The organism is Actinomycetota bacterium (assembly GCA_004297305.1).
GTDB lineage: Bacteria > Actinomycetota > Actinomycetes > S36-B12 > FW305-bin1 > FW305-bin1.
Genome location: SCTR01000009.1, coordinates 119,023 through 142,458, shown reverse-complemented (window position 1 = coordinate 142,458; position 23,436 = coordinate 119,023). Strand labels below are relative to the sequence as shown.

At 64.5% G+C, this 23,436-nt stretch carries 9 protein-coding genes and 1 CRISPR repeat array (1 of these 10 only partly in view); all 9 genes read right to left on the bottom strand.

Features of this window, described 5'->3' with window-relative positions; genetic code table 11:
* A CRISPR array of direct repeats spans positions 1–6,313; the repeat unit is 37 nt; unit sequence GTTGAGACTCCCACTCCGACTTGATGCCGGAGCGCAC; it reaches 992 nt to the left of the window's first position.
* A 123-nt stretch (positions 6,314–6,436) separates the two neighbouring features.
* The 9 genes from cas2 to EPO13_09020 all read right to left on the bottom strand — a co-directional run bounded on the left by cas2 (position 6,437) and on the right by EPO13_09020 (position 23,376).
* On the bottom strand, positions 6,437–6,727 hold the full coding sequence (gene cas2 / locus EPO13_09060) for a CRISPR-associated endonuclease Cas2 (protein ID TAK68909.1): 291 nt from the start codon (positions 6,725–6,727) through the stop codon (positions 6,437–6,439).
* Positions 6,724–7,740 carry a CRISPR-associated endonuclease Cas1 gene (gene cas1 / locus EPO13_09055; GenBank protein TAK68908.1) on the bottom strand — a complete coding sequence of 339 codons (1,017 nt, stop codon included), beginning with the start codon at positions 7,738–7,740 and terminating at the stop codon, positions 6,724–6,726. The genes cas2 and cas1 overlap by 4 nt, the downstream gene beginning before the upstream one ends.
* Positions 7,737–8,324 (bottom strand): CRISPR-associated protein Cas4, encoded by a 588-nt coding sequence (gene cas4 / locus EPO13_09050; GenBank protein TAK68907.1) that lies wholly within the window; start codon positions 8,322–8,324, stop codon positions 7,737–7,739. The genes cas1 and cas4 overlap by 4 nt, the downstream gene beginning before the upstream one ends.
* The gene (gene cas7c, locus EPO13_09045) at positions 8,321–9,208 is read right to left on the bottom strand and encodes a type I-C CRISPR-associated protein Cas7/Csd2 (GenBank protein TAK68906.1); all 888 of its coding nucleotides are present in this window, start codon (positions 9,206–9,208) and stop codon (positions 8,321–8,323) included. The genes cas4 and cas7c overlap by 4 nt, the downstream gene beginning before the upstream one ends.
* The gene (locus EPO13_09040; GenBank protein ID TAK68905.1) at positions 9,201–11,021 is read right to left on the bottom strand and encodes a hypothetical protein; all 1,821 of its coding nucleotides are present in this window, start codon (positions 11,019–11,021) and stop codon (positions 9,201–9,203) included. The genes cas7c and EPO13_09040 overlap by 8 nt, the downstream gene beginning before the upstream one ends.
* A 3-nt stretch (positions 11,022–11,024) precedes the next feature.
* Positions 11,025–11,720: a type I-C CRISPR-associated protein Cas5 gene (gene cas5c, locus EPO13_09035; GenBank protein TAK68904.1), complete on the bottom strand. Its 696-nt coding sequence runs from the start codon at positions 11,718–11,720 to the stop codon at positions 11,025–11,027.
* Between the two features lie 198 nt (positions 11,721–11,918).
* Positions 11,919–14,312: a CRISPR-associated helicase Cas3' gene (gene cas3, locus EPO13_09030; GenBank protein ID TAK68903.1), complete on the bottom strand. Its 2,394-nt coding sequence runs from the start codon at positions 14,310–14,312 to the stop codon at positions 11,919–11,921.
* Between the two features lie 749 nt (positions 14,313–15,061).
* Positions 15,062–20,416: a DEAD/DEAH box helicase gene (locus tag EPO13_09025; GenBank protein ID TAK68902.1), complete on the bottom strand. Its 5,355-nt coding sequence runs from the start codon at positions 20,414–20,416 to the stop codon at positions 15,062–15,064.
* Positions 20,413–23,376, bottom strand: coding sequence for a hypothetical protein (locus tag EPO13_09020; GenBank protein ID TAK68901.1), 2,964 nt, complete (start codon positions 23,374–23,376; stop codon positions 20,413–20,415). Before EPO13_09020 ends, EPO13_09025 begins: the two co-directional genes overlap by 4 nt.
* Positions 23,377–23,436: the final 60 nt, after the last annotated feature.

The following is a 23,436-nucleotide window of genomic DNA, read 5'->3' as shown; positions in this document are numbered from 1 at the left end:
TCCAGGCCAAGGCACATGAAGCGCGTGAAGTTGAGACTCCCACTCCGACTTGATGCCGGAGCGCACATCGAGCACAGGTCGCCGGTTACGGGGGCGACGGAGTTGAGACTCCCACTCCGACTTGATGCCGGAGCGCACAAGGTCAAGACTGACGGCGGCACTGACTTGGACGTGTTGAGACTCCCACTCCGACTTGATGCCGGAGCGCACACGCCTGCGGGTCGCGGGGTTCGCCTACCGGGTCGAGGAGTTGAGACTCCCACTCCGACTTGATGCCGGAGCGCACCCTCACCGACCGGTGCGGGGCTACTCGTCGTGCCGGGAGTTGAGACTCCCACTCCGACTTGATGCCGGAGCGCACCGCCACGTCGTGCAGTGGGTGACGGCCGGGCCGGAGTTGAGACTCCCACTCCGACTTGATGCCGGAGCGCACGGACGAAGAACGCCAAGCATGGCCGCCGTCCTACCGGTTGAGACTCCCACTCCGACTTGATGCCGGAGCGCACTGGCCGACGATCGAACGGTGGTTCGCAGAGCGGCAGCGTTGAGACTCCCACTCCGACTTGATGCCGGAGCGCACCGAGCAGCGCGCCGGCGAGGTGCATATCGCGGTCGGGTTGAGACTCCCACTCCGACTTGATGCCGGAGCGCACGCAGGGTCTCGTTGGATTGCATCAGTCCGCCACCTTGTTGAGACTCCCACTCCGACTTGATGCCGGAGCGCACCGTCGGCGACGATCTGCTCCAAGTCGGTGCGGCTGTTGAGACTCCCACTCCGACTTGATGCCGGAGCGCACCTCACACCAGCGTCGTCGCGCAGTCCGATGACGCTGTTGAGACTCCCACTCCGACTTGATGCCGGAGCGCACACCCCCGCCGAAGCCGGATGCTCTGCGCCGCCGCCGGTTGAGACTCCCACTCCGACTTGATGCCGGAGCGCACACCACCCATGGCGTCACGCCCAGCAGCTCGGAGTACGTTGAGACTCCCACTCCGACTTGATGCCGGAGCGCACACGCGGGTCACTGCCGGCGTCCAGTGCCAGCGGTAGTTGAGACTCCCACTCCGACTTGATGCCGGAGCGCACCACCTTGCACGATGCTCTGGCCCGGCTCCACGACCTGTTGAGACTCCCACTCCGACTTGATGCCGGAGCGCACGCGGCCAGACAGCGGCGAGCATCTCGCGAGCGTCGCGTTGAGACTCCCACTCCGACTTGATGCCGGAGCGCACGGCATGATCACCGTGGTGACCGACGTCGTCCGGGAGTTGAGACTCCCACTCCGACTTGATGCCGGAGCGCACTAGGTGCTCGATCAGGTCATCCACTGTGGCGAAATGGTTGAGACTCCCACTCCGACTTGATGCCGGAGCGCACCGGCCAGACAGCGGCGAGCATTTCCCGCGCTTCGCGTTGAGACTCCCACTCCGACTTGATGCCGGAGCGCACTGGCATCGACGGTGAGAGTGTCGTTCAGCTTCAGGTTGAGACTCCCACTCCGACTTGATGCCGGAGCGCACCGGGGCCTACCGCGTTGACTGTCGCGTCGATGCCGCGGTTGAGACTCCCACTCCGACTTGATGCCGGAGCGCACCCTCGGGACTGCTGGCAAGGACATCGTTTCGGTACCGTTGAGACTCCCACTCCGACTTGATGCCGGAGCGCACTTCACGGCCGGCCTCGACCTCAACCTTCGTCGACGTTGAGACTCCCACTCCGACTTGATGCCGGAGCGCACAGTCGCCAGGTGGCCGAGACGGCCCTTGGCCACGTTGTTGAGACTCCCACTCCGACTTGATGCCGGAGCGCACCCCGCCAGATGCGGGATGTCGGGCACGCCGACGGTGTTGAGACTCCCACTCCGACTTGATGCCGGAGCGCACAGCCAACGGAACCGCGAGCAAACTCACGGTGTTCTGGTTGAGACTCCCACTCCGACTTGATGCCGGAGCGCACCCACGGACGCCGTGACTCGGGTCGCGGCGTATGCCCGGTTGAGACTCCCACTCCGACTTGATGCCGGAGCGCACAACGTCGCCGCCGTCCCGTTGCCGTAGTGCTGGGCGATGTTGAGACTCCCACTCCGACTTGATGCCGGAGCGCACCGCGGCTCGACGTGCTGCTGACCGGGCTGCTGCGGAGTTGAGACTCCCACTCCGACTTGATGCCGGAGCGCACGACATCGACGACGACGAGGCGTTTCTCGCCTGGGCGGTTGAGACTCCCACTCCGACTTGATGCCGGAGCGCACCCGGTGGTGTCGCCTGCGAACCGGGCTGCGCGCCGTACCGTTGAGACTCCCACTCCGACTTGATGCCGGAGCGCACTCGGTCGGAGTCCAGGGCGTTCCACTGATCGACGGTGTTGAGACTCCCACTCCGACTTGATGCCGGAGCGCACAAAGACACCGGTTCGGTCGCGGGGAACTTCGACCAGGTTGAGACTCCCACTCCGACTTGATGCCGGAGCGCACCGGTCCGCGTCGCGGGCGGCCTGGTCGGCGTCGGGTTGAGACTCCCACTCCGACTTGATGCCGGAGCGCACACCGCGGCTACGTCGTGCGCGGCCTTGACGACCGCGTGTTGAGACTCCCACTCCGACTTGATGCCGGAGCGCACAAGGTCACGATCAGCGCCGGCATCGACCGGGCCATGTTGAGACTCCCACTCCGACTTGATGCCGGAGCGCACACTCCACTTGGAGAACCTCTGCCTGAGCGGATCACCGGGTTGAGACTCCCACTCCGACTTGATGCCGGAGCGCACGGTCACGACGAATCGGACGGCTCGCTCGTGTGCAGTGTTGAGACTCCCACTCCGACTTGATGCCGGAGCGCACAGGGGTGTCGCCTGCGACACCCGAACCATCCTTAGTTGAGACTCCCACTCCGACTTGATGCCGGAGCGCACACCGTTGTGCCGTCGGGCAACAGGACGTGCGCCAAGTTGAGACTCCCACTCCGACTTGATGCCGGAGCGCACCAGCGCACAAGCCGAAGCGAACGCGCGCGCGGCGGAGTTGAGACTCCCACTCCGACTTGATGCCGGAGCGCACATCGAGGTCTGGATGGCTTGCCAAGCGGTGTCGATGTTGAGACTCCCACTCCGACTTGATGCCGGAGCGCACACACACGCCGGGGCGTCGCTGTGAGGCTCACCAGCGTTGAGACTCCCACTCCGACTTGATGCCGGAGCGCACTCGACACGATCGGTAGCACGTTCGGATCACGCACGTAGTTGAGACTCCCACTCCGACTTGATGCCGGAGCGCACCTCCGCGGTCGAGTCGGCCAGCGCGGGGAACTTCGCGTTGAGACTCCCACTCCGACTTGATGCCGGAGCGCACGACCCTGCAGGTCGTCCTGCCCGCCGCCTACCTGGAGTTGAGACTCCCACTCCGACTTGATGCCGGAGCGCACCCCGCCACCCGCGCCAGGTACGCGACGGGTAAGGGGTTGAGACTCCCACTCCGACTTGATGCCGGAGCGCACGCTCGGTGTCCGTGCGCCCGTCGGCGACCTCCTGGTTGAGACTCCCACTCCGACTTGATGCCGGAGCGCACATGGCGGATCGGCGCACCTACGTGCGGCTCCACGACGGTTGAGACTCCCACTCCGACTTGATGCCGGAGCGCACACCGGCCGGCCTTCCGGCACCCCCTGTGGGGGGACCTGTTGAGACTCCCACTCCGACTTGATGCCGGAGCGCACATGAAGTTGCAAGAGGTCGTGACGTGGATTCTCGGGTTGAGACTCCCACTCCGACTTGATGCCGGAGCGCACCGTCGAGGTCTGCGGGCGAAACGCCAGGGACAAGTTGAGACTCCCACTCCGACTTGATGCCGGAGCGCACACGAACGGGGTCGAGCGGCTCACCCGGGCGGGGGTGTTGAGACTCCCACTCCGACTTGATGCCGGAGCGCACTGCAGGGACGCCTCCCAGCGGTTCCAGGCGCGCCGGTTGAGACTCCCACTCCGACTTGATGCCGGAGCGCACGAGCCCGCGCTTGACCACATCGACCACATCACGGAGGTTGAGACTCCCACTCCGACTTGATGCCGGAGCGCACCGGTAGGCGTCGGCAGCTGTCGAGTCGTCCCACTCGTTGAGACTCCCACTCCGACTTGATGCCGGAGCGCACCTCCGCACACAGCACCATTACCTACTGCACCTAGCGCGTTGAGACTCCCACTCCGACTTGATGCCGGAGCGCACACGTTCTCCGGGTTGGAGATCGCCAGCGCGATGGGGTTGAGACTCCCACTCCGACTTGATGCCGGAGCGCACCGACGTGGCTGGACTCCGGCGCGGGCTTCATCGAGTTGAGACTCCCACTCCGACTTGATGCCGGAGCGCACGTCGCCGACAGCCCGGCCGGCCTGCGTGAGCTGAGGTTGAGACTCCCACTCCGACTTGATGCCGGAGCGCACGTACGGACGCTCGCCAGTACCGGGTCGACGGGTGGCGTTGAGACTCCCACTCCGACTTGATGCCGGAGCGCACTGGATCGTGCGCGACGGCAACGTGTCGCCGAGGGTGTTGAGACTCCCACTCCGACTTGATGCCGGAGCGCACAAGCTCGCGCCTGACGCGGACCAGGAGGCGATCCAGTTGAGACTCCCACTCCGACTTGATGCCGGAGCGCACCCGTCATCCGCCTACCCCGGCGCAAAGCGCGGGAGGTTGAGACTCCCACTCCGACTTGATGCCGGAGCGCACCCGCTCGTCGGCCAGGAGCCGAGAGTGACCTGGGTTGAGACTCCCACTCCGACTTGATGCCGGAGCGCACGCGTCAACGGGGGAACGGCCGACCAACCACACCGGTGTTGAGACTCCCACTCCGACTTGATGCCGGAGCGCACGATCTTCGACGTGGCGGAGCGCGTGTCGTCGGTGAGTGTTGAGACTCCCACTCCGACTTGATGCCGGAGCGCACCGTGGCAGGAACACCAGACGTGGCACCAGGAGAGAGTTGAGACTCCCACTCCGACTTGATGCCGGAGCGCACCGCGCCCCGGCCGGGACCGTGATCGTGAACATCGTGTTGAGACTCCCACTCCGACTTGATGCCGGAGCGCACACGGACGCTCGCCAGTACCGGGTCGACGGGTGGCGTTGAGACTCCCACTCCGACTTGATGCCGGAGCGCACACGAGTGGTGGTGCTGGGCTCCCGCGGATGGACTCGTTGAGACTCCCACTCCGACTTGATGCCGGAGCGCACCGATGGTGGGGCCTGCCCTGTGTGTGCCGGGTAGGGTTGAGACTCCCACTCCGACTTGATGCCGGAGCGCACCGCTCTTGTCGCTCACGAATCCGACGGTGGTGATGTTGAGACTCCCACTCCGACTTGATGCCGGAGCGCACAACACAGTCGAGTTCTGGACGGCGCCCGAGCCGTGGTTGAGACTCCCACTCCGACTTGATGCCGGAGCGCACGAGGACGTAGTTGACGGTGCCGGTCGCGGCGGCCTCGTTGAGACTCCCACTCCGACTTGATGCCGGAGCGCACTCCCGATGACGCCTTCACGCCGCGCCCAATACCGGGGGTTGAGACTCCCACTCCGACTTGATGCCGGAGCGCACGTGGTGTCGCACACCCAAAAGCAGACCCACCCCAGCGTTGAGACTCCCACTCCGACTTGATGCCGGAGCGCACTAGAACCGGTCGGGGTTGTACGGGGAGTTGGCGAGGTTGAGACTCCCACTCCGACTTGATGCCGGAGCGCACCGCGGCACGACCGTCGACACGCCAGTGGCGCGGCCGTTGAGACTCCCACTCCGACTTGATGCCGGAGCGCACTCACGACGAGGGCAGGGAGCCTGTCGTGGTCGAGGGTTGAGACTCCCACTCCGACTTGATGCCGGAGCGCACTCGCTGTACCCCGGCTCGTCCCGGGGAAGGAGGCCCTGTTGAGACTCCCACTCCGACTTGATGCCGGAGCGCACCACAGGCGCGGTCACAGCGCGGCCATGAGGATGATGTTGAGACTCCCACTCCGACTTGATGCCGGAGCGCACGGGCAGCAGTTGCTCGACCTGGGAGCCGGTCAGCTTGTTGAGACTCCCACTCCGACTTGATGCCGGAGCGCACACCGTGCCGAGCACCGCGAACAGGCCTGCGTAGGTGTTGAGACTCCCACTCCGACTTGATGCCGGAGCGCACGGATCGAACCCGCTGGACGAGGACAAGTGGTCGCGCATGTTGAGACTCCCACTCCGACTTGATGCCGGAGCGCACCGTGCCAGGGTCACTCGACCGGGCGTGAGATTTCGGGTTGAGACTCCCACTCCGACTTGATGCCGGAGCGCACCGCATCTGACCTGGCCGGACGCGCGAGACCCATAGTACGCAGGCCCACCCGGTGTGACTGAAGTTGCCAATCGGCACCGGTGTGCTGAGCGAGAGCCGCTCACGACAGCATCACTGGCGGTTCTCACAGCGTCCAGGCATCCTCATTCGGGATATCACGTCGCCGACCGAGCTGAATCACGCTGCCGAGGTCGCTGCCGTGGATTGGATAGAGCCGCAAGCTATCCTCTGTTGGCTCGATCTCATCTTCCAGCTTCGCTACCAGTTTCGCCAAGTCTGTCTGAGAGCAGACCACCTCAAACACGGAGTACTGAACGCGCTGCCCGTAACCTTCACAGATCCTTGCCACCCGCCTAAGCCGACGTTCGCCTGCAGCTGTAGCGGTCGAGACATCGTAGGCGACGACAACATTCATCGGATCACCAACTCGTGTCCAACATATACCCCGCCAGAGCGAATAGCGTTGGCCATCAGGTTTGCCTGGACGATTGGGATCGCCGCATTCGGAATCGGCATCCGCGCCGCCTTCAAGCGGACTTCCTGCATCCGATGTTGATGCCACGCGCTCATGACAGTCTCGCGACCACTCTCCGATAGAGTTACTGCTCCAGTAAGCGCTGACTCGAAGTGCTCGTCACGAAGCTGTCGCCGGTTGAATAGCGAGACTGCCACACGGTCTGCGGCAGAACGGAACTCTTCCATGAGATCCAGCACTAGTGACGGCTGACTGTCACGATCACCGTGAAGGAAGCCGCAGAACGGATCCAGTCCGGCGGCGTGCACCGCGCCATGCACGGACAGTCGCGTCATCGAATACAAGAAGGAGAGGACGGTGTTGATGGGGTCGAGAGCTGGCCTACGCTGACGTCCCGGAAAGTCTTGTGACTTGAGGGCCACGGCTAGGCCCGAGAAATACCTGCGCGACGCGGCACCCTCGACTCCAAGCACCTGTGCTCGCGACGAGCCAACCAAAGCTTCCCGATCCTCGTTCAATGCCGTCGCCGTCGCATCGAGGAGACCAGCCTCCGTCGGCGCAGCGTCCCGCTTCCACTGACGTATCGCCCACCTCATCTGGATGATCTTTCCGTCGACGATCGACCTGGCGAGATCGTCACGTCGTCCCTCGTCGAAATGGGCTCGATACTGTTCGCGCCGCAACCGACCGCGCCCGCTATCAGGACCCTCCACCACCGCCTGCGGCTTTCCGTACCGGCTGAGGATCGCAATTGTCCGGCCGTCGGCAGCGCAGCGTGTGAGCAATGGAGTCGACACGTCTATCCCGCTCAGTACTGTGATGCAGTCGATCGCATTCAGTGGGAGTCTCCGAGGTGGCGCGCCGTCCCGGAGGGCACGCACAGAGTCCCCGTCGAGGACGAGACGCGTACCGGCGGTGTGCACAAACAGGGTACGCAGGAAGTACGCAGTCATCGCCACTGCGCTCCGCGTGGTTGACAAGCGTTCTGCACACTGCACGACGTGCACAGGCGAGCTTGAAAGATTGGATCAATATGGCCACGGAGCCGCACTCGGGCCTCTTCGATTAGAGCGATAACCCGAGTCCGATAGTCGTCGGTCCGGTAGCGATCGCGGCGCCGTTCCTTGGTGATGTACAGCGCCACCTCCGGGACGGTTGACCCGAGCATCTCCTCAAGGCAGAGCGCTTGACCAACTACCTGAACGATACTCGGGAACTCGTCGCCGGCGCCTCGCCCGCGCTTGTGCTCCACGGGCATCAAGGTTCCATTCGCATCCTGCTCAATCGCATCGGCAACGCCCCGGATCCTCCAGCGGTGGCACACCAGCGGAACTCGGTGATGGACGATCGCACCTCGACGATAGTCAGTCTTGCCCGAGTCAACGTGCTCATGACCCGCGGTTCCCTGAACGGTCAAGTAGTTGTCCGCCCACACGCCGTCGATGAGCAACGCCGCCTGCCGCGGACAGTATGCGAAATGCTGCAGCGTGGACAATCGCAACCACGCGTCCTCTTGGTCGACGAGCGCCACAGCTATACAACCGTTGTCAAGGTCACCCCGTCCGGTAGCGACTTCGCCGCCGGCGGCGTCACTGTGTAGTCAGTCGACGTCCTGGGCAGGTCGAGGTCGGACACCTTGGCGATCGTGACGCTGTCGAATAGCTTCCTCGCTGGCGCATTGCCCAGCGAGGTCGAGTGACTGAAGACAAACAAGTTGCGAACCGAGATGTCGGGACGCGCGGCACTTCGAGTCAGCTCGAACATGTTCGCCATGCTCGTCCAGAGGACCTGAAGATCCTCCTCGGAGACCTGATTGTTCCGCGTAGGCTGGTAGTGGACCCGACAGACGTAGAGTCCGAAGGGGACGACAGACTTGTTTCCCATCTGGGACGCGTTGTCCTTCTTCTCCTCTTGTGTCGACGCGGTACGCGTGATGCCCATGTCGATCGGCAACACTGGATCCTGCGATCGGGCAATCCCGACTGTCACCGGTCCGGTAACTTTACCGGCAGAGGCATTGCCTGTGCTCATCACTGCACCGAACATCCGTACGTCGAAGTAGCGCGCGACCATGTATTCGGCGCTCTTCGCGACAAAGTCCGCCTTGGCGCCCTTGCCGGTCGCTTGCCCGAGGGCGCCGTACGCGTCTTCTAGCTGCGCGTTGAGCGACACGCCACGCCGGATGAATATCTGGTAGCGATCTGCAGGTGAGAGCATCCCCTCGTCGACCTGGAACTGCACCACGTCGCGGACCTTCCGCTTCAGGCTGGCGTCAGACACAAGGCCATGCCCGGTCTCGAGATCGGTCCGCGGCTTGCCCGCGTTGTCGGGGTCGCCGTTGGGGTTGGAGTCGACCGCCTCGAACAGCAGCAGCGCGTCGTGCTTGACGGTGGGATCCGTGTAAGAAGCCATGTTAGTCATCCTCAGTATTCGTTGGGCTCTGCTTTCGTTGCGCGGCCATTCGGAAGTTCTCCTGCCGCTGCTGGTAGTAGCCAGAAATCCAGAGAGCCTGCTGCTCCACTGGCATCCGCTTCGGAATCTCCTGAACTCTGATTCGCTCGTGGAGTGCGCCGAGCCGCTTGTCGATGGCGACGGCGGCCTCGCGCTTGCCGCTGCGCGCCAATGCCTTCAGGTGCTGCTTCTCCAGCGCCGCCAGCGAGTGTTCGACGCTCATAGGACTGGCGGAGGCACGTTCGAAGAAGCGGTCCGCTATGGAGGAGTTCACATCTCCGAGCGCTTGGTGTTGGAGTGACTCCCGCTCCGCAAACAGTCGGCCAGACAGATATGCGGGGTCATCGAGGTCCTCATCGAGATACTTGGGCAAGGCGATCTCCTTGGGTTTCCACCGGTTCAGCATGAGACGGATAACGGCGAAGCGGGCGCTTGCGCGGCGACGCACAACGCCGGCTTGGCGAGCGTCCGCCAGTGACGTGTAGTGGATCTCGGCACGAGCCCGGTTCACAGCACGTGTGAGCATGTTGTGCGGCAAGTCCGCGCCAGCCAACGCGGACCGCAGGAGAGCCTCCCGCGAGCCTTCTGGCATGGCGGAGTAGAGGCCATCGGAGGGAACGAAGTCCCCGCAGCTCCGAGCCATCTCGGAGATCCCGAAGTACTCGTGCGCCGGATCGGGCGTCGCGCTTGCTTCAAACCACGCGACCACGTTCGCGCTGACATTGTCGAGCGGCAGGTCGATCCAGTCCCGGATGACCAGGCGAGCGACATTGCCGGAGAATGTGAGTGCGTAGAACCTCTCGGCATCCCGCTTCTTCAAGACACCAAGCGGCCGACGTCCACTCTCCGCCGCCTCATAAAAGCGCCGAACGCGCTCGGGATCGGGATTCTCAAGGACGTTGATGTCATCGGTCGTGCCAGTAGTCCACCAGATCGTCGCGCGGTCGTCGCTTCTGCCACCCCAACGATTGGTCTCCGAGGCGGCGAGAGTGTTGAAAGCTGATACGGCTCCGGAGGCGCACTCGGCACAGATCGGCGCAGACCTGAGGCCGGTGCCAGACGCGCCGCGTGACGCAGCTGCGAAGTTGACACTCAACAGCGCGACGTTCGAGGTCGACGTTGCCGGTATCAGCGCTCCGGTCAACGACTGTGGAAGCGTGTCGACTACGGGCCGGAGCTGGCCGCAGCTCAGGCAAATGCTCGTCGTACTCCCCGATTTCGACGAGGTTGCCCGGGCACTCCAGAACTGCTGCGCTGCCGGTTTGAAATGAATTGGACCGGATGCGCCGACCTGAATCTGGATCAGATCAAGGTCGAGGCGCTTGACGCTGAAGTCGTCTAGCCGGCCGACGCTATCGAGGACGCCCGGCGATCCGTTCTCGCGCCAACGCAGGAAGGTCCAAGCGTCATCATCGCCAGTATGACTCGCGTACTCCTGGATGAGCTGGTCGAACAGCTGTGCCTTGAGCTGCGCGACGGCAGCCTCCTTGGCGAGTTTGGCTGGGTCGTCCACCGGCTTTGGTCGACCAAGGACGTAACCGGCGTTGTCACACCCAAGCATCGGGACAGGGCCGGACGTGCGGACGATATTGGGAACCAGTCGGGTCGGCGCGACACGCCTCTGCTTGCCGTCGTCCGTTGCGTCCACCTCGTACTGCGAGTGCAACGAACAGCCTCTCGCGTCCGGCTCGATCTGGAGGACGAAGCCGACGGCCTTGCGAGCGTAGCCGACTGGGACGACATCGTCGTCGCCGCGATACTGGTTCAGCGCGCGAAGAAGCATGGGCTACGCCGTCCCTTCGCTGCGTTCGGCCATCAGTCCGCTGCGCGGAATCTCCATCACGCCGTTGCTGACCTTGGCCTCGAACCAGTCGTAGGCCTCTGCGCCGGTGCCTTCGTCGTAGGAAATTGAGTGCAGCATGATGCCGAGATCCTCGTCCCACTGGACTGGCGCAGAGTCTCCCGCCTCGACGACGTCGGCATGGAGCTCGCGCATCCCCAGGAAGGGCTGGCGGAAGGACTGGCCGCGCTTCACTCGTCGCAAGAACTGATCCCGCCACTTCGCGGGGTCCTGTTCATCAGCCTCGGGGTGGACGCTAACGTTGGCGTGGATCCGATAGCTGACGTCGCGCAACATCGTCGTCATCCGCTGCTGGACCATGTCGTCGACGTCCAAGTACCCCCGCATAACGTGGTCACGAGTGATCGCCGAGCCGCTCTCGTTGCGCCGGAATGTGGTCCACTTGACCGGCTTGAGCACGTCGATGCGCTCAACCACCCAACGGAACTGTGGCTTCCAGAAGACGGCAGAAAGCAGGCCGACGGCGGCCGTCGGGGTCATGATCGGATAGCTCACCCGCTCGCTGGCCAGCTCCGGGCGCGTGAAGCAGGCGAGATCCCCGCTGGCTTCCACCTTGAGACTGGAGTACCGGAACGGTCCTCCGGTGGCCACCTCGGCCCAGCTGTGATGCGACCCGCTCATCAGTCCTCCTCCACTCTCGCAGCAGCGTACCGTACCTGTTCACCTACTGGGTACAGGCAACTATGTTCGATCTTCGGCGAGCGAGATGCGGGCTTCTGGTCGCTGCCGGTGCCCGAAGGCGCGCGGCGACTTGAACGGCATAGTTCCGTGTGCGCCCGTACCGGGCGGGAGTCTCAACACCTAGTGGGTTAGGCACGCTCACCACACCGTCACACCGCCCTCCTCCGTCAGAAGGAGACCAACGTGCGGGTGGTAGCCGCCGGTCCACAGGATCGGGCCGGCGGCCAGCTTCTCGACCAGAGCTGACTGGCCATGGACGCTCCATGCAGGTGCGCTGGCAGCGACGCTGCTCAGCAGCCGCCGGTCCGAACGACTCAGCAGATGAGCCGGGCTTCGCAGCTCGTCGAGCAGGGAGTCCAGGCGGCCTGACGAGTCCGCGCCGTCGTTGACGACGACGGAGACTGACACGTCGTCGATGAGCTGGAAGCGCTCGCATGTCCGCACGAAAGCGAGGTCGTCTCGGTACCCATTGATCTCAACACCCGTTGTACGGGCCGCCGCCCCGTAACGATCGCGGTAGAGCCGTAGGTAGTACTCCTCCATCCAATGCGGGTCGCCGAGCTTGGCTGGTCTCTCGCCGCGGACCCCGGCCCGCTCAGCCCAGTCAACGAACATCGAGCGTGTGACCTCGGTCGCGCTGGCATAGCGACCCCCCGGCGTATGGCCATCCGTGGGATGGAAGACGACCACGCGACCGAGCTGAGCAAGTCGTCCCTCGCGATTGCAGCGGCCCGCGCTTTGGACGATCGAATCGGCAGGCGCCAACGCGCGATAGACGACCGGAAAGTCGATATCGACCCCAGCCTCGATCAGCTGCGTCGAGACCAGCAGCACGGGCTGGCCCTCGGCCAGGAGCGACTTGACCTCGTCCAAGACTGCCGCTCGGTGGGCGTTGTACATACGGGTAGACAGATGCCGCACCGGTCGGCCGGACGTTCCAGCAGCCGTCAGCGTGTCATGCAGCCGCTGGGCGTCACCTGTGGTGTTCACGATGACGAGAGCCTGCTCTTGGCTACCGACCTCGGCGGCGATCTCATCCCAAGACTGCTGGGTGGAGCGCACGTCGTAGTCGACACGTCGAGCGACGACCGGTACATCGCTGACAGGCATCAGATCGACCATCGGGACGTTACGCCACTCGTCGAGGCTCCAGAACGCCGGTTGCGTGGCCGAGGCGAGGAGGAACGTCACCCCATAGTGGGCGCTCAACTCCTTCAGCATCCGCAAGATGGCCGGTAGCAGGTCGATCGGGAGCGACTGCACCTCGTCGATCACGACGACCGAGTTCACCAATCGATGCAGCTTGCGGGTGGCCGATGGACGGTTCGAGAACAACGACTCCAGCAGCTGAACCGTCGTGGTCACGATGAACTCGGCGTCCCAGTTCGCGGCAGCAAATCGGCGCCACTCGTCGTCCGCTACCTCGTCGTCGACGATGTTGGAGTGGTGCTCCAGAACAACCTCGTCGCCGAGTTCGTGGAACATATGTCGATACTCCTGCGCGTTCTGCGTCGTGATCGAGGTGTACGGCACCGCGACCACGACACGGCGCTTGCCGAATCGCGCTGCATGGGCAAGTGCGAAGGCGGCGGCCGCCATCGTCTTGCCGCTCCCCGTAGGCGCGGGAAGACGAAAGATCGCTCCGCCGACCGCGGGCGTGCTGCCTCCGACCCTGCGTGCCTCGTTGAAGTAGTGCCATCGCAGTCGCCCGAGGTCGGTCGGCGCCCCGCCCGGAGGCGGGGAATAGCGCTGCTCGTACGTCGCCTCGAAGGTCGCGCGCAACCTTTCGATCCCAAACCCGCTGGTCTGCCTCGGTGTTGACAGCATGCGGAAGTGTGCTTCTGTATCGAGGAAGTCCGCATCGACCAGCGCCGAATGGCACATGCGGGTGAACATCTCGAGTTGAGCAGGGCTCGTTATCCACCCTGGGAACTCCACGGACGATGCGAGCTCCCGCAGATTCGTTGAGGTTTCGTCGTCGACCAGAGCGACCAAGTCGTCGAGGTAGGTGGGATTGTCCTGCATGAATCCGAGCGCCTCAGCGGCATCGCTGCCGCCCCAATCAGGGATGCCGCCGTGGTGGCCCCAGTTGGCCAAGGCCATTGCCTTGGCCGCCGCCACCTTGCCTGCCTCCATCAAGAGCCCAGCCAGTGCAGCACCTTCAACCTTATGCGGCGTACCGAGCCTGCCACGGTGGTCACCAGCTCGACGACGCAGAGCCTGCTGCACGTCGTCCGTCAGTTTGCCTGCGTCGTGGGTGATGCCCATGAGGCGGCAGAGGGCATCTGCGCCAAATGGGCGGCCGAAGTCTCCGGCGAGACGCCCGACCTCGAGCGAATGCGATCGCCAAAGATGCCAACGCCCTGGGGCACTCAGCGGCGGCGTGTGAGCGTAGAGATCAGGATCGCTACACAGCGGCCTGCGCAGAGTGCGATCAAGCACGTCGTCCGTTGAGCTGGGTCGGTCTGGAATCGTCGCCCCCCATTGCCGTGGAACCGCGCATCGTGCCGACGAGTTCCAGCCCCGTGGCAATCCCTACCGATCGGGTCTGCCAGGCGACGGACACTACGCCGCCGGACCGACAAAGATGAAGACGCGGCCACGATCGGACCAGCAACGAGGCCGGGTCGTCTCCGACAAGGCGGTTGTGAACAACTCGCTGGCCATCGTCGTCACGGTGGACGACGTGAGTTACAGGGTGGACGCAATGGAACGCTACGGGAACAGGCCACCACGGGTCGAGCGGCTGGTTTCCGCGTGGAATCAGGGGTCTGGCGGCTCGGGCGATCATGACAGCGAACCCGATGATCCGCTCATCGGTGCGGCCGCGGAGCCAAGGAGACGACCTCGAACACGTCTCACGGACGAGGAAGTGGACGCTATGCAAACAGCCCGCGCGCAAGGGATCAGCGTTAACGCGCTGGCGCGACGGTTCGGGGTTCACCGGGGCACCGTGTGTGCGAAGACCCGGTGATGTTCGCCGCGAACGCTGTGGGAGTCGAACTCGATCAGCCCCTCTCGCGCAGGGCCGTGAAGCCTGCGTTCTCGCCTGTCGTCACGGCGTTGCGGCTCATGTCGGCCCTGACAGAATGCGTCCAGGTGCACGTTGTCTCCGCAGGGCCCGATAGCACATGGAATGTGCGCCGCGAGAGGGCCAGCGAGAAGCCACGTCGTCGCGTCGGCTGCGTTCGGACTGTGTTCCGGGGGGCTTGCGTGAAGTGCGCCGACACGGGCCTCGTCATCAGCGGTTGTTGCCACTTTGTTTGCCACGGCGCCACCCTTTATACCCCCTCAAGTAGCGCGTTGAACAGCTTGATAGGGGTCCGATCGAGGACATAAGTGTCAGAGACCGCGACGCTCGACAGGCCTCTCCCGCGAAGCTCGGTTACAGCCCGGCGCACCTCTGGATTCCAGTGTGCGTCCTCGTGCCGCCAAAGCGGGTGGCCGATGACGACAGCCGCCCCACGACCCTCCGGCGAGACGAGTGCTGGCAGGCCGTTCACCGTGTGCTGCTCGATTCGCAGGTGTGGACCGTAGCCATCAGCGAAGCTCTGCATCAACGTCGCGGTGCGATCCGACCAGCGGGATAAGTCGAGACTGCGCCCGAGCACAAGATCCACGACGTCAAGCCCGAGTCGCCAGTCCAGCGCCCAGTGGTTGAAGCGGTTTTCGTAGTTGCGGAGGCATCCAGGGCACGACGATGTGCAGGCCGTCCCATGCGGGTCTTCGCGCAGTCGCTTTCCAGTCGCATCCCGAATCGACATCAGGAGCCTCTCGAAGGTCGGCGACGCTCCGAGCTCCAGCGCGTAGCCCGCGCCGTTGTCGAGCGCGTCGGCGAGGAATACCCGTGCCGAAACGGTGGCACCGCTGCGCGTCGGCTGTAGTCCGACCTCAAGCTCAGACTGCTCGATGTCCAGGTACTCCTTGGCAGCGTTGCGAAGCAACTCGGCGAAGGAGAGCAGGGCACCCTTGCCCGCCGGGCACGCCCAAGGCAGCGTTGCGACCGCACCCTCGGGGAGGGCCAGAGCGTCAAGTCCGAGCAGGAGCACATCGGTACGTCGAACCTCGCCGATAGCGGCCGGGTCGAGGGCTTGCCCGCCAGTTCGCATGAACTCAGGCAGCGGGCGCCGATACAGGTCACGATTCTGCGCGACAACAGAGCCGTCAGACTGACGACTCAGATCGAAGAGCTTGCGGTTGTTGTCGTTCACTGCGACGACTTCGGCCTGCTCAAGCAGTCGGAGCGAGACCCCGTGGAGCCTCGTCTCTTGTCCAAGTTCGGTGTTCGTGGAGAGTTCGGAATATCCCGCGTACATCGGTGTGATGTGCGAGTCGTCGTAGTCCGGCTGGCTGTAGATCGTTCGGTAGCCCTCTGGCTGGTAGAGCGAGAACGCACGCATCTCTTCGCCGCAGACCGAGCACTTGAGCGACTCGTCCGTTGGGCGGGTATCGAGGCTGCCACACTGCCCACAGCGATGAACCGGAAGAGGTGTCCCGAGAGGGTCTTTCGCTCGCGCGCTCGTCCCGATGATGTTGTAGGCAGCAAAGCCCACAGCTAGGTGCTCGGCACCATCCTTGACGACGACCGCTCCCGGAGCGAACGCCGTGATGGACATGCGAAGGTCACGGTCTGCGACGGTGTGCCGCTCGGCATCGCCAGCACCGCGAAGCGGCTTCGAGTAGAGCGGACGGACCCGGGTCGGGAAACCGAACATTGGGAGCACGCCGGCGTTCGCAAGCAACTCGCTGAGTTCGGTGTGCTGGAAGTACGGGTTACCGACGGCTTCGTCGATGTCGGTCACCAGACCAGTCCGCGCCCAGTTCTTGAGGTCGTCGACATCGAGGGCGGTGTACGCGCTGAACCGCTCACAGACTTCTGGAACATCCTTCGATACCTGGAGCCATGCCTCGACGTCCGCGCGCCGCGACGCCCAATCACTCGCCGAGCCGAACGTGCCGTGGATGCTGTCGCCGGTTCTCCGAGGTGGATTCTGACTGGCGAGGAATGCCCGTCGCAGAAGCTCCGCAGCGATCACACGGCGAACGATCCGCGGTCGCGACAAGTCGATGAACGGTGGTGGCGGATCGGCCGCGGTCATCTTCTCCGGCGCCTGGAAGTAATAGTCATCGTGCGCGCGGTCGCGCGACACGGTGACCGCGAAAGAGAACGGCTGACCGGAGCGTCCAGCCCGACCGACGCGCTGCTGATAGTTGAACCGCTGGGGCGGCATGTTCGCCATCGCAACAGCTCGGAGGGAGCCGATGTCGACACCGACCTCCATCGTGGTCGTTACCGAAAGCAGGTCAAGCGGGTCAGCGAGTCCACTCTCGGCGGGCGCCGGCAGCACAGCGCCCTTGAACAGACGTTGTCGCGTCCGCTGGTCAGCGAGCCGCGTCTGGCCCGTCAGCTCAGCGACGCGCATACGTCGAAGCGGCTGCGAGGCGAGCCATCCGTAGTAGTCGAGCTCCTCAGACCACTCCTCCTCGCGCAGCACGCCGTTCGGGCATTCCTCATTGGTGCAGACACCAGCCGATGGGTGCAGATGAGTCGTGCTGCAGTTGTCACAGACCCAGACCTTGTCGCCTGGGGTCCTGAGTTCAAGGGCATCCTGCCCAGTCTGAGTTCTGAGCGCCCATGTCTCGTCAACGATCCCGCCCTCGCGGAGGAACTCGCCGACATTCGACAGCAGCGTCTGCCAGTCGACCTGCTGCTTCGCTGCGACCCTCTTGAGGTAGGTGCCGACGACCTTCGGTGCTGAGTTCGATCGAGCCGCGTACCCGCCCTCGAATCGTTTCGCGATCCCGAGTAGCCGGATGACGCTCGCGACCACGTCCCCCGCGATCTCCGTCGAGAAACCCCAGCCGTCGGGTGCAAGCGGCCGTGCCCTCACGACTCCAAGGCGGGTCGATTCGAGGTCGCGCGAGGCACGGTCGAAGACGGCCTCTGCGACGGCGGTCGCAGTGAGCCGATAGCGGTCCTGGCGAATGGGCCGCGCTATCGCGTCGGTCAGCGGCTCCCAGGCGTTGCGGATCGGCGGCGCGTAGGCGCGATACCAAGGGGCGTCACCCTCGCTTTCTGCCACCGACGGTCCCGGGCCAGCCGGGTTCACGCCGACCTCAAGCATCACCCGCTCGGCATCGTGGATGAGCCTAGACCACGGCAGAGATTCGGTCTCCCTTTCTGCGGCAGCGATCGTCGCCAAGTCCGATGCGTCAGCGGCACCGAGACTCTCCAGTCGGAGCTTGTCGAACAGCTCCCGACGGCTGGAACGCAGCATCTCAGCGCGTTCGAGGCCATCACCATCCAGCTCGTTACGCAGGAGTGCGCGCAGAATCGGAACAGGGTTCTCGCGCCCGTGGAGCAGTTGCCGGACGACCTGTCGCACCTGGTCGCGGAAGTTGTTGAGCGCGATCCCGGCGGCAATGCGCGCGGAGTCGTCCCGGCTGTCGGTGAAGACGATCGTCCTCGACTCGGCCGCCTCCGACCCGAGGCTGCGGAACAACTGAGAGACCGCCATTTGGTTGAGCTGCGCGCGGCCAGACGTATGTGCACGAATCGGCGATCGGACATTGCCGGCGAAGTAGACCGCAGCATCTCGGTTGTCCTGACTCCCACCGCATCGCGGGCAGGCTTCCGGCAGCGCGGGGAGTGCCAATCCGCTGTCATCGCCCGCGTTGTGGCTGAGGACGACTGCTGGGATGCCGTCGGGCGAGTTGCCGAGAATGAGCGACCCGAGCTTGGGATTCCAGGTCGCGGCCCCGAAGTTGGTCTCGATGGTGGCCTGGTTCTCATCCATGTCGGCGGGGAGTTTGTGACGGCTGGGGGAATCGGGAACCGGCGAACCGAGCCAGAGCCATCGGTATTCATCGTCGTTCCTTCGGTACACGAAGTCACCCGAGTTCTCACCAGGCGTGACCGGAGTCGTCGAGAGCATGACAGCCCCGCGGTCGGGTCGGTCCACGACGTAGCCCCCGAGGCTGACATCGCCACACTCAAAGCAGTAGAGAAGTTCAAGCACTCGTGCGCCGCAGTCGGCGCAGGTCGACCGCGGCGTGTCATACATCCGACCTACTCGCCGAGGCTCTGAATCGGTGCCACCGGGGCAGGCGGGGTCAGCGCAGGCCCAGAGCCCACGCATCCCTCGCATCATGACGTGGCCGCGGAACTGGACCGCGGGCTTCGCCGCGTCTGCGAGTCCAACGAGCATCGTCGCAAGCGCCGATGATGCGAGCGGATCGTCCGCGAATAGGCGAGTCGCAACAGTGTCAATTCGCGTGGCCTTGGGGCGCCCGTCGCCAGGGTCAGCGCACGCAGCAGCGATCGTCTCCGCCCAGCGATCTCTCGCAGCAGCTTCCGGCAGCTCGTTCGGGGCAATACTCAGCACATCGCCAGCAGTCGGCTTGTTCTCTGGCACCAGCGGCCGCGGCTGCCCAGGCTCGATCAGGAAGGACGCTCTGTCGACGCCGAAGAATCGTTCCAGGTACTCCAGACCCGAGTCATCCCCTGGGAGGGAGGCGCTGGTCGCGATGATCCTGAACTGGTCGGAAGAAGGCTCAAGCCCGAGCCGCGATGCCAGGTTTCGGACGACCATCCCGACTTCGGCCCCGGTGCTTCCACGGTACAGGTGCAATTCGTCGACTACGAGAGTGAAGACGTGATCCGACGATCGCTGAAGCCACCGCCGAGTGGACTCGAAGATGGGCTCCTCGACGTCGCGCATCAGCATCACGTTGAGCATCGAGTAGTTAGTGACGAGCACATCGGGTGGGGTGGCGATCATGTCCCACCGGGTGATGAGTTCGCCAGCGTAGGGGTCCTGGAACTGAGCCATCAACTCCGGGTCGTTGAGTTCGGCGAGCCGCGCGTTGAGACGCGATAGCTCCCGCATGTCACGGGCCGCGTCAGCAGTAGCGGGTGCTGAGACCTTCCCGGTCGGAACTCCACCTGAGCCCGGCGTCGCCCCGGTGTAACGCCCGAACCAGAGGTCGATAGGCGACTCCTGATCCCGCAGGCCGCGGACGGCCCGGCGGAGCCGCGCAACCTGATCCTCGACCAGCGCATTGGTCGGGTAGAGGATGACCGATCGAACTGCTGCCGGGGTCGCTCCAACTGTTCGCGCCGGCTGCCAGTTGTCGCTCTGCCGCTTCAGATCCCACCACTCGTGGACCGGAGACAGTGCCGCTGCTGACCGCTTTTCAGCCACGATCCGGCTCAAGAGCGGTATCAAGAAGGACTCCGTCTTGCCAGACCCCGTGCCTGATGTCACAACTGGGTTGTGCGCGGTCCCTGGCGCGAAGTGCGTTGCAAGCGCTACCGCTTGGTGCTTACGGAGCTTGACGCCAGCGAGCGCATCCGGCGTAACGCCAAAGACAGCCCTGATGACGTCGCCGAGATCACGTGCGTCGACATCGGCCTGACTCGCCGCCTCGGCGACTGACGCGACCCCGTCGTAGGGTAGGACGGGTTCGAGCATGAGCGGGGCGAACAGGTTGCCCTGCCCTTCGAGCAGCAGGCGCCGCCGCTCTTCGATGAGGGCCTGGTCCAGCAGCGCGTAGGCGGTGTCGATGTATCGGAGAAACGCGTCGCGGAGGTCATCGGCGATCTTCACGGGGGTGGGGAACGACATGCTGCTCACCGGCTCACTCGATCGTAGATGACGTCCGCGACGGCGCGCGGCACTGACGGGTATTGGAGCATCCGGTGATTCACGATCTCTCGCGGTGCTCGTCCTGAGCAAAGCGCGAGGGCGCGCCCATACAAGGCCGGCAAATCCGCGCCAAGAGGCGTGACAACTGAGCCGCTGCGCGAGTTGTAGCCAACGAGGGGGTCACGAGCCCAGAGGTTCGCGATGTGCTTCACGATCTGCGCGTTTCCGAGCCCGATCGTGCCGCTTGCAATGTCATCGGCGGTGCGGATCGCGTAGGTCGAGCCGAAGTCCTTGAGCCGATATGAGCCAACCCTGACCAGCGACGTCGCAGGGTGCCACGAGGCCGAGGTCGTGTCCCAGAACTCTGCAGACCGGTGCCTCGGCACGATTACCCGCTTGAGCGATGTCGCCACCTCACTGAGTGGCGGCAACGCCTCAACGATGTCCTTGACCGGTGAGGTCTCCAGAACAGCGATCCCGGCGTCGGCCAATGGACCGACCGGCAGCGTGCCAGCGACCTCTACGCGGGCGAGTTCGGCATCAACGCTCGTGCGCACGACAGCGCCGGTGCGGAGCAACTCCTCGAGCTGCTCCAGCAGCGCGCTGGAGCGCGACCCGATGAGCACCCACAACCCGTCACCCGTCGGAACGAGCGTGGACGTGTTCACCGCCCATTCGGTCACCTGGAGATAGTCGTCTCTGGCTACGTCCACATGACCTACGACTTCAAGCCGTCGGAGGAACGAGTCCGCGAACAGGCCCGAGCCCTCGACCTGGGCGGCGATTCGCTCGAACGCTCCGAACGAGCCGGTCCCGACGTGGTTCAGTGCGTCGAACGCGACCTCGAAGTCTGGCTCGTCCGACTCGATCACCGGCGGGATTTCCGGGACAACGATCGTCTTGGCCGCGCCATCCTTCCTCTTCGCGGCCCAGGGGGTTCCAGCGAAGCGACGCACGAGCCCGCAGGTCGTGCACTCGCCCTCGATGCTCCGCGTAGGTGCCTGGCCGGGGAGCACGGGCGGGAGCAGGAATCGGTGCATCCCGGTAATGAGACACGAGTCGCTCGCCATCGGCACGCCCACCCGAGTCTTCGCAACCGATGCGGTAGACGCGCTTCGCTCTCGGGGAACGAACTCCGGCATCGGCACTGTGCCGCCGTCGCGGCGCGGTTCGAGACCAACTGTCCTCGCTCCGTTGACATGACTCGGCCACTCGGCGGGGCCAGCGGTCAACGGCCAGCGCGGCGAAGAATCAGGCGAGTAGACCAAACGGATATCGACGTCCTCGACGCGGAACTGCGGAGTGCTTGCCGATCGCAGTCGGAGGAGCGCCGTTGACGACGGCTTATTCGCGTCGTCTACGAACATCGCGACGACGTACTCACCGTCAGTTAGGCCCTGATCCATGAGCGGAAGCACCGCGAGCTCGCCGGGCTGTAGGGACTCAGCGATGAGTTCGGCCGGGTCGACACGGGTGCCGCCGTAAACGCGAACGCCGACCGAGGAGGCTCCAGCGGCGAGGGCGACGACCTCAGGTGGCTCCATCACCGACCACTTGCGAAGCAACCCGGGAAGTACGAATCCCCCGCGCAGCGTCAGACTCGTCCGCGCGCGGGGCGCGAGTGGCAAGAGATCGAAGTGCAGTTGCCCGGTCGGCGCGGACACGATCTGGACGTGCTCGTAAACCACCCACCCCTCCGGCGCACCTGGGAGGTCGACAAGTTCATGCCATCCCGGTCGGGCGTGAGCCGCAAGGTGAGTCTCGACCCGCTGGCGCGCGTCCGACCGTGCCAGGACGATGCTGTCCTCGCCGAGCGAAATACGCTCGATCTCGACGAATGCCCCCTGAAGGTCGTCCCATCGGAGCGGAGCGACTCGCTTCGGGCGACGACCGAAGGGGCGACTCTCGTCATCCCCGAACTCCCCAGTTAGCTGCTCCCCGACGAGCGACGCAGCGCTGACTCCCTCAGCACCGGAGAGCCGCGTGGAGCCACCGGGCCCGGCGACGGTCGGGACAATGGACTCCTCGTCGGCGACTTGGAACCGGGCGATGTCCGGCCCTTCCGAGCGGTACGGGAGCATCAGGTTGAACTCAATCGACTTGCGAGGGAATGTACGCAAGAACGCCAGCAGGCGCGTCGTGACGACGGGTCGCGCAGAGGCGACCGATTCGATCCCCGACCCATCCCATGCTTCGAGTTCGAGACAAGCGGCATTGACGATGCGCTCTCGGGCCGCCGAATCCCGCCAGAGACGAGCAAGATGCGAACTGAGGGGGAGGCTCGGAGTGACCGTCGCATAGGGGTCCATTGCGAGACTCATGTCGTTCGGCGAGATGCGCAGACCCGGGGTCATGCCCTCAATAGCGAAGAGTTCGTGGAGGCCGGCACGATCGTGTTGCCGGACGACTGCCTGCGACATCGGCAGCCCGATGAAGGCGTGGCCGCCGACGGCGTAGGCCGTCGGGATTCCGCGCTCACCGTCCCAAGCTTCGAGCCAGGAGTTCAGCGATCCCCACAGCAGATCGGCGACCCGGCGATAGTCGTTCTCGACTCGCAAGTACTCGGTCGTCGGGACATGCAAGAGCCGATGCAGTCGCGAGTAGTAGTTGTGGGCCGCCAGGTCGCCGTCCGCCTGCATCTGTTCTGCGGCGATCGACAGCGCCACGAGAATGGGGAGCGCGGGCGGAGTTTCAAGCGGCGAGCGCCGATGGCGTTGCGCTGCCTCGGCCTGCCAGCGAAACGGGGCTACGCCAGCCTCGTCTACTTGTAGCGACGATCTGACGACCGCCGACAGCCCTGCGAGCGTCCGATCCTCGGTTTCAGCAGCCTGGAGCACGCGCCGAATCGTCTCGGTGTCCGCAAGCGCATAGACCGGTCGCCCGGCCTGAGCGGAGCCGAACATGACGTCAGCGATCGCCTCGCTCACGCGCTCGTACTCGGAACTCACGGCCAGTCTCCCCCACACCACTCTGTGCATCCCAGGCTAGCGAGGGGTCCCGACATCGGT

Excerpts from the sequence above, each read along its gene's own strand:
- cas2 (TAK68909.1), bottom strand. The coding sequence starts at position 6,727 with ATGAATGTTGTCGTCGCCTACGATGTCTCGACCGCTACAGCTGCAGGC.
- cas1 (TAK68908.1), bottom strand. The coding sequence starts at position 7,740 with ATGACTGCGTACTTCCTGCGTACCCTGTTTGTGCACACCGCCGGTACG.
- cas7c (TAK68906.1), bottom strand. The coding sequence starts at position 9,208 with ATGACTAACATGGCTTCTTACACGGATCCCACCGTCAAGCACGACGCG.
- EPO13_09040 (TAK68905.1), bottom strand. The coding sequence starts at position 11,021 with ATGCTTCTTCGCGCGCTGAACCAGTATCGCGGCGACGACGATGTCGTC.
- cas5c (TAK68904.1), bottom strand. The coding sequence starts at position 11,720 with ATGAGCGGGTCGCATCACAGCTGGGCCGAGGTGGCCACCGGAGGACCG.